Origin of the sequence: Trichocoleus sp. FACHB-90 (genome assembly GCF_014695505.1) — a bacterium.
Classification (GTDB): Bacteria; Cyanobacteriota; Cyanobacteriia; order Cyanobacteriales; family FACHB-T130; genus Funiculus; species Funiculus sociatus.
Map to the genome: position 1 here is coordinate 56,692 of NZ_JACJOK010000005.1, position 6,440 is coordinate 63,131.

At 43.5% G+C, this 6,440-nt stretch carries 7 protein-coding genes; 5 read left to right on the forward strand and 2 right to left on the reverse strand.

Annotation, left to right across the window (positions count from 1 at the left end; genetic code table 11):
• Positions 1-46: 46 nt before the first annotated feature.
• Positions 47-1,369 carry a pentapeptide repeat-containing protein gene (locus H6F74_RS00890; RefSeq protein ID WP_190434879.1) on the forward strand — a complete coding sequence of 441 codons (1,323 nt, stop codon included), beginning with the start codon at positions 47-49 and terminating at the stop codon, positions 1,367-1,369.
• Positions 1,370-1,632: 263 nt separating this feature from the next.
• Positions 1,633-2,586, forward strand: a complete 954-nt coding sequence (locus H6F74_RS00895) for a glycosyltransferase family 2 protein (protein WP_190434882.1) — start codon at positions 1,633-1,635, stop codon at positions 2,584-2,586.
• A gap of 163 nt (positions 2,587-2,749) precedes the next feature.
• Here H6F74_RS00895 and H6F74_RS00900 read toward each other — a convergent pair whose 3' ends face one another.
• Complete coding sequence (locus tag H6F74_RS00900) at positions 2,750-4,117, reverse strand: NB-ARC domain-containing protein (RefSeq protein ID WP_199300730.1); 1,368 nt, start codon at positions 4,115-4,117, stop codon at positions 2,750-2,752.
• A gap of 250 nt (positions 4,118-4,367) precedes the next feature.
• Here H6F74_RS00900 and H6F74_RS00905 point away from each other — a divergent pair, with 250 nt between their 5' ends.
• The 3 genes from H6F74_RS00905 (at position 4,368) to H6F74_RS00915 (ending at position 6,155) form a co-directional block, all read left to right on the forward strand.
• Positions 4,368-4,592 carry a DUF433 domain-containing protein gene (locus H6F74_RS00905; protein WP_190434885.1) on the forward strand — a complete coding sequence of 75 codons (225 nt, stop codon included), beginning with the start codon at positions 4,368-4,370 and terminating at the stop codon, positions 4,590-4,592.
• Complete coding sequence (locus H6F74_RS00910) at positions 4,589-4,927, forward strand: DUF5615 family PIN-like protein (RefSeq protein WP_190434888.1); 339 nt, start codon at positions 4,589-4,591, stop codon at positions 4,925-4,927. Before H6F74_RS00905 ends, H6F74_RS00910 begins: the two co-directional genes overlap by 4 nt.
• Before the next feature lie 445 nt (positions 4,928-5,372).
• Positions 5,373-6,155, forward strand: coding sequence for a C39 family peptidase (locus tag H6F74_RS00915; protein ID WP_190434891.1), 783 nt, complete (start codon positions 5,373-5,375; stop codon positions 6,153-6,155).
• A 7-nt stretch (positions 6,156-6,162) separates the two neighbouring features.
• On the opposite strand, the gene H6F74_RS00920 is transcribed toward H6F74_RS00915, so the two are convergent.
• The coding region (locus tag H6F74_RS00920; protein WP_190434894.1) for a transposase at positions 6,163-6,440 on the reverse strand (278 nt) is incomplete at its 5' end.

The window sequence follows — 6,440 nt, forward strand, 5'->3', positions numbered from 1 at the left end:
GCACACAAATAAAGCATGGGTTATCTTAGGCTAATTAAATCGACACATGACGACACCGCCCGATCCTCGCCAGTCAAACTTACCCACAAACGCCCCTGATAGTCAGAATGGGAAAAGTTCGCCTGAAAACAACCAACTCCCTCAGATGCGATCGCCCTCCGCTGAGGCGCAAAGTCAATATGAGCAACAATTGGCTAAAATGCCGCGAAGTCTCCTACTCAACAAACAAACTCCCTCTATTCCTGTAGTATCGCCAATTATCTTTATGGCGATCGCTTTGGTCGTCATTGGGTTATCTATCAATAATTTCTGGATTGGGGTGTCGGGGGCGCTTGTCGGCGGGTTGATTTCCCTGCGCGTACTGTGGATTAGTTCCCAACCGCTGCTGGATGAGTTGGTTCCAGCAAAACAGCGCTCAATCATAGTAGCTGTTGTGGGAGCAATAGTATCGATTTTCGCTTTACTCAAGTTCAGTGGTATCAACCAACGCCTTAATGAATGGGCGAACCAGCAAAAATGGGACGAAATCGGATCTCTGGCAGAATGGACTGGTGCTGTCGGGCAAATTTTCATTGCCGTTTTAGCTGTATATGTAGCGTGGCGACAATATATTATTTCCAGAGATTTGACGATTAAGCAAAACGATCTCACCGCTCAGCAAAATATTATTACCCAGCAGCAAACGATTGATACTTATTTTCAGGGCATCTCTGACTTAGTATTAGATGAAGAAGGACTTCTAGAAGATTGGCCTCAAGAGCGGTTACTCGCTGAAGGACGCACCGCCGCTATTCTTAGCAGTGTAGACTCTAGCGGGAAATCGAAAATTCTCCGTTTCTTGTCAACCTCGAAATTACTGACTCCCCTAGAACGCGATCGCCGCTTAGGGAGAGCCATTTTTGACGGTGCTGGAGGTTATGCTGAAGATCGCGTCAACGGTGTGCGCGTCATCGATTTGGGGGTAATGCTGGCTAAGGCAGATTTGTCTAATACCGATCTGCGCCGCACCGACTTGAGCGAAGCTAATCTCATCGGTGCCAATTTGAGCAACTGCGATTTAGTCAAAGCTAACCTGTCTCGTGCTATTTTGTACGGAGCTAATCTTGCTGGTGCTGACTTTAAAGCTACCCGCTTGTTCTACGGTTCAGCGGAGACCGCCACCCCACGGAGTCACACTCAACCCCCCTACCCCAATTACAGAACTGGCGTTTTTACTGGCGCTGTGGTAGAAAATGCTGATTTCACAGGTGTACAGCAACTCTCCGAAGAACAGCGTCAATACTGTTGTGCTTGGGGAGGCGAGGAAACTAGATCCACAATTCCGGGCGGTTGTGAAGGTATTCCCAATAAATTAGAGGCTAGTATCTAAAAATGAAAAAAAATCTTCTCTTTTTCTTTTCATTTGAAGGTTAAAAAAATGTTTTTTTTGTAGCAATCACTATACTTTTTCTACCTGTTGGCGTATACTTTAATAATGGAAATCTGTGCTTCAACACTATTGGCTAATATTTCCATTATTAAGAAAACCATATTATTTTTAATTAATAAAACCTATAATACCAGAAAAAAGAACTTTTTTCTGAGAAAATTTTAAAAGTTGTTTCTGTCAAAAGGCGAGATGCCTAATAATCAATGACACCAAAGTATTCTTTGGTAATTCCGGTGTACAACGAAGAGAACACTCTCCCGGAACTGTATCGACGAATAAGTGAATTAATGGATCGCTTGGATGACCAGGCGGAGTTAATTCTAGTCAACGATGGTAGTAAAGATCGGTCTTTAGAACTGCTGCGAGATTTGCATGAAAAAGATCCGCGAGTTTGCTATCTAAGCTTGGCGCGTAACTTTGGACACCAAATTGCGGTAACAGCTGGTTTAAATTATGTCCGGGGTGAAGTAATAGTTATCCTTGATGCTGACTTACAAGATCCGCCAGAGTTAATTCCTGACATGGTGGAAAAGTGGCGACAAGGCTATCATGTGGTTTATGCTAAGCGTACCCAACGCCAGAAAGAAAGCTGGTTTAAACGCTTTACAGCTTACGTCTTTTATCGCCTACTCAAGCAATTAGCTGATGTAGACATTCCCACGGACACGGGGGATTTTTGTTTGATGGATAGGCAAGTAGTGGAAGTACTTAATTCCATGCCAGAACGCGATCGCTACATTCGAGGAATGCGATCTTGGATTGGCTTCCAGCAAACAGCTGTATACTTTGAGCGTCATCCTCGTTTTGCTGGTGAAGTAAAATACACCTTCAGCAAATCTTTGTCTTTGGCGATAAATGGTTTAGTGTCTTTTTCTAAAGTACCGTTGCGAATTTCTACCTATGTAGGTTTACTCGCCGCTGTTGCCGCAATTTTTATGGGTTTGTTAGTTATTTATTGGCGGATTTTTGTCCCCCAATCGCCTTTAACTGGGTTCACAATTATTCTGGTTGCTATTTTCTTTTTAGGTGCTGTACAACTGGTAAGTATCGGCATTTTAGGGGAATACATTGGACGAATTTACGAAGAAGTCAAAGGTAGACCGCTTTACACTCTTTCCGAAGTAGGTGGGTTTCATAATGTAGCGAGTCGGAAGTAGCAAGTGGAAGTTTTTTAAACGCTTGAGGAAAGCAAAATTTTAAACAAATATTTTTACTTAATTGAGCGGGTTAGTATTGCTAATTTACGACTCAACATACTGCTTAACAAAGCGAGTAAGCAGTCGCTTTGTTAAAGGATGTAAGATAAACTGAAATTGAGCATCATGCAAGTAAGTATTGTGTTTGGGCTTTAATTAAAGTATTGCTTCTAAACAGATTCACGTTGGTTGTTGTAACTTCTTGCTTGATGGTTTGAATCAGGCGTTGGGTGACATATTCCAGAATTACGGGTTGTTGTTTTAGGTTCCCGTTTATAACGTCAACAAGCGATCGCTCTTTCAATGACTCTAAGACCTCTAGTAACTCTCGCCCAGACACTTTGGACAAGATTTCTGCTTGTAACTTTGCTGGCGTTACCCCTTCTGGGTGAATTGCTAAGCAGTACATTATCTTTTGTTGCAGAGGAGATAAACGCTCAAATTGTTGTTCGAGTAAATCCCACAAATCGCTAAAAACGGTACTTCCTTGGGCTAAAAACGCCTGCGCGTCGCCGCTAAAGAGTTCTTGAATAGTAGTAGCAGCAATTTTGAGAGCAAGAGGATTTCCTCCCAAGTAATTGACAATTGCTTGTCGTTGCAACTCGGTTGCGTTTACGCCTTTATCGATGAGGATTTCTTCGCCATCTGCTGCTGCGAGTCCTTTGAGTAGAAGCGATCGCACTGGCAAGTTTTTCCCCTCCCGCACGGTAAAACCGCCGGGTTTCTCTCGTCCGGTGATAACAAGACAACTTTGGTGGGGTTCGTCGGCAATTCGCTCGAATAAGCAGCGATAATCTTGATAACCGGATTGATACTGTCCACTGCGCTCTTTGCCTTGCAAAATTGACTCTACGTTATCAAGGACTAATAAACAGCGTTTGACGCGCAACTGTGCCATAAAGCTGTTAATCGAAGCGTCTGGGGTTTCGGTTTCTCTGGTTAAAATAGGCAAAATCTCGCGGATTAAAGCATTTAGGGGCGGTGCTTGCTGCAAACTCCGCCAAATCACGAATTCAAATTGCGATTCTGCTTCACAGACGCTTCGCGAACGCACCTGTTGAGCGATTTTCACAGAAAGGGCAGTTTTACCCATCCCACCGAGTCCGAAAATGCCGATCCAGCGGCAGCAATCTTCAAGAATCCAACTTTCTAGCGATCGCCGTTCCTCGTGGCGATTGTAAAATCGGGAAACGTCGATCGCTTCACCCCAATCTTGCTTACCTTGTTGCGATTGTTGGTAGCGACGCAAAACCGCTTGAATATTGCGCTTGGAGACTGGTTCGCCGAAGAGTTGAGAAAGACTTCGCCACAACTGCGAACCCACTTGTTTAATGTAGTCGTTTTGATAACCTAACTGCTTGGCAATCTCTGCGTATGATCGTCCCGTCCATGTTTCTATAAACACAACCGACTGCACATCATTGAGTTTTTGTCCCAAATGGGCAGAACATAAAAGAGTATCAACGAGAGCGATCGCTTCTTGTTCTGTCATCAGTTAACTATTGTCATTTGTTGTGTCAATGTTACTGACTTTTCTTTGCCTACCCGCAACGTTTAAGCAAAATTCACCAAAGCTTTACATAAAGCAATTCACTTTTTTTCACTGACAAGAAGAATGCCTAGAGAAGGCTACACCAAAGCCTTTGGGTTGTTCAAGCTTTACCTAGCAAATCCAAAGCAATTTGCAACTTTGACAAATGTGATTCACACTGAGGTAAAGATTCATCTTTGAGTGAAGCCGTATGTCAAACTTGCTTGAAAGAATTACCGTCAATCCTAAGCAGTGTGGTGGTCGTCCTTGTATTCGTGGTATGAGAATTCGGGTATCCGACGTGCTGGATTTGTTCGCGGCTGGTTTGAGTGCCGAACAAATTTTAGAAGAAATGCTGGATTTGGAGGCGGATGATCTCAAAGCAGCGCTATCATACGCCTCTCGTAAACTTAATCATCCAGTGTTGGTTGCATGACAATCTGGGTAGATGCACAACTACCGCCTGCGATCGCCATCTGGATTACTAATACACTTGGGGTAATAGCAGTAGCCTTGCGCGATATTGGACTGAGAGACGCTGAAGATCAGGAGATTTTCGAGGCAGCCAAGGCGCAAGGAGTTATCGTAATGACCAAAGACAGAGACTTTGTTGACTTGGTCGATCGTCTAGGTTCACCGCCGCAAATTATTTGGTTGACGTGTGGTAATACATCAAACACTCGGTTGCGAGAGATTCTAAGCGCTACATTGCGAGAGGCACTGGAACTTTTGAGAGCAGGCGAGACATTGGTGGAGATTAGCGGAGATTAGTTGCCGCAGTGCGATCGCGTTTATTTACGCTTCAATCTAAAGGTTGAGGGATCGCTAGTGCTTTTGACCTAAAGGTTATGTTTGCTGAGTGTTTGAGGCTGTAATTAGGCAACGTTACAGAAAATTTACATCCCTCTGTGGAAAGAACTCACTTTTTCTCACCGACAGTGCGATCGGGGGTGGGCTATCAATTAAGTTAAGGCAGAGCAAAAGCTACTAATGCCTGTTCACAGTTAAACCACAGATGTGCGGGATAAGCTGACCAAAAAGAGTATTCTCCCGGAACTGGCTGCACAATTCCTAGTTAGCTGGCTCCGCAGAAAGTCTTTGCACTCGTTGTCGTTAGACCGCTAAATCTTTGCTAGATGTGTCAGTCGATGTTGTCTGTGAGAGAAGACAGTTTTTTGTTTTCTAATTCCTCGTTTCAAGTTTTGAGGTTGCTGTAGTGAAAAAATATCTTTCGTTAGTGCTTTTAGCGTTTGTAATTGCGGTGGGCAGCATTGTAACGTCTCTCCTGTTGCCGAATGATTCTCTGCTCTCTCCAAGTCCTGCAACTGCACAGCAGGCAGACATAAGAAACGGAAACGTAAAGCTGACACTGCCGAGTACAGGTAATCAGGATGATAGCTGGAGTTGTGGACCAAACTCTGCTGCAAGAGTTTTGGCATTCTATGGTCATCGCGTAAATTATGAACAGGTAAGATCGGTTAGCCAGCGCGAAAAAGGAATTATCCCTCCAAGGATTTGTATTGGGTCAGGGATTCTAAAAAAATGTTTCGATTCAAGTGGTTTCAAAACAGGATTTGAACCTTGGGAACTACGGGATGTAATGAATCGATGGGAAGGAGGAAATGCCAAGTATGAAAGTGGGTCTGATCTCGGCAAACTTAAAAGTCTATTGAGTCAGGGCAAACCTGTACTTGTATTGCGTCGAGTTGGTAGTTTCAAACCAGGAATAGTCTTTGGCACGTGGCCCGAAATGCACTGGGTAGCAGTTCGCGGATACAACGATAAAGTTCAAGGAGGAAAGATTTATTTCACTGATACTAATGGTGCAGACGTGGAAAAGTCTTATGACAAATTCATGAGTGAATGGGATTGGCGGATTGGTGATGGGCTTGCGAGTGAAACTTTTAAGCAAAAAGGAGTCAAACCAAAAACAATGGTTTGGGTTGATCGTACTCCTCCTTCTCTTACAAGTTCGGCTCTCCTGTACTTATGGGTATAAGTAAATTTTATTTAAATAAGCAAGCTAGCAGCTTCTCTCGTAAAGATTCAAAGCTCTTAAAACCATAGCTCTGCCGAATAATTAACTTAATTCTATTATTAATTCCTTCCATCACTCCGCTCGTCGTTTTACTAACAAAGTAATGACTAATTTCAACCAGATGATTCTCAATACTATGAACAGCTTTTCCGAAAATAATGCGGGCAGAATTCAACCAGCTTTTGAGTCGCTTAAATCCAATTTTTACGGTTGGACTCGTTTCATAAATGTCGCGGAGTTCCTCCT

What these genes read in the sequence shown, in the direction of transcription:
- H6F74_RS00895 (WP_190434882.1), top strand. Translation starts at nt 1,633, where the DNA reads ATGACACCAAAGTATTCTTTGGTAATTCCGGTGTACAACGAAGAGAAC.
- H6F74_RS00890 (WP_190434879.1), top strand. Translation starts at nt 47, where the DNA reads ATGACGACACCGCCCGATCCTCGCCAGTCAAACTTACCCACAAACGCC.
- H6F74_RS00910 (WP_190434888.1), top strand. Translation starts at nt 4,589, where the DNA reads ATGACAATCTGGGTAGATGCACAACTACCGCCTGCGATCGCCATCTGG.
- H6F74_RS00905 (WP_190434885.1), top strand. Translation starts at nt 4,368, where the DNA reads ATGTCAAACTTGCTTGAAAGAATTACCGTCAATCCTAAGCAGTGTGGT.
- H6F74_RS00900 (WP_199300730.1), bottom strand. Translation starts at nt 4,117, where the DNA reads ATGACAGAACAAGAAGCGATCGCTCTCGTTGATACTCTTTTATGTTCT.